The organism is Bacteroides finegoldii DSM 17565 (assembly GCF_000156195.1).
GTDB lineage: Bacteria > Bacteroidota > Bacteroidia > Bacteroidales > Bacteroidaceae > Bacteroides > Bacteroides finegoldii.
This window is the reverse complement of the sequence record NZ_GG688326.1, coordinates 104,448-104,918: the sequence shown is the minus strand read 5'-3', so window position 1 is coordinate 104,918 and position 471 is coordinate 104,448. Positions and strand designations below refer to the sequence as shown.

Sequence of the window (471 nt, the reverse complement as noted above, 5' to 3'; positions counted from 1 at the left end):
CTCGAATTCAACGGATTTGGTTTCCTTGCCTCTGATAATGGGGCGAAGGTAATGCCGGTCGATACTCACGATACGGTTGGACACTTTTTTGCCTGCAAATAAATTCTTCCCTTGCTCAAGGACTGTCTGTATGACCGAGAAACGTCTTTGGTAATCAGAGGATAGTGCAAGCCTGTTCCTGTAGGATGAATGAAGCTGCTCCAGCTGGTCAAGTAACTTTTCCAATAACTGAAGTAACCTTCGTGTAATCATACGAGTCTGTGATTTCCTGCGTTTACGCAGTTTGCTATAAGCAAGATAGGCACGGCGTACATCAAGATACTTGTTACGGGGACGTTGTATGTGCAATGTACGGCAATGCTTGCACAGATGACGATGAAGCCATACAATACCTTCCCATAAGAGTTTGGCATCAGTAGGAAAACGCAGATGACTTTCATAACAGGTGGCATCGGTCATACAGACATGAAG

1 pseudogene is annotated in these 471 nt (G+C 44.8%); it reads right to left on the bottom strand.

Annotated elements, in window-relative coordinates:
• Nucleotides 1-471, bottom strand: a pseudogene (locus tag BACFIN_RS23350) (DDE transposase); the annotation flags it as partial.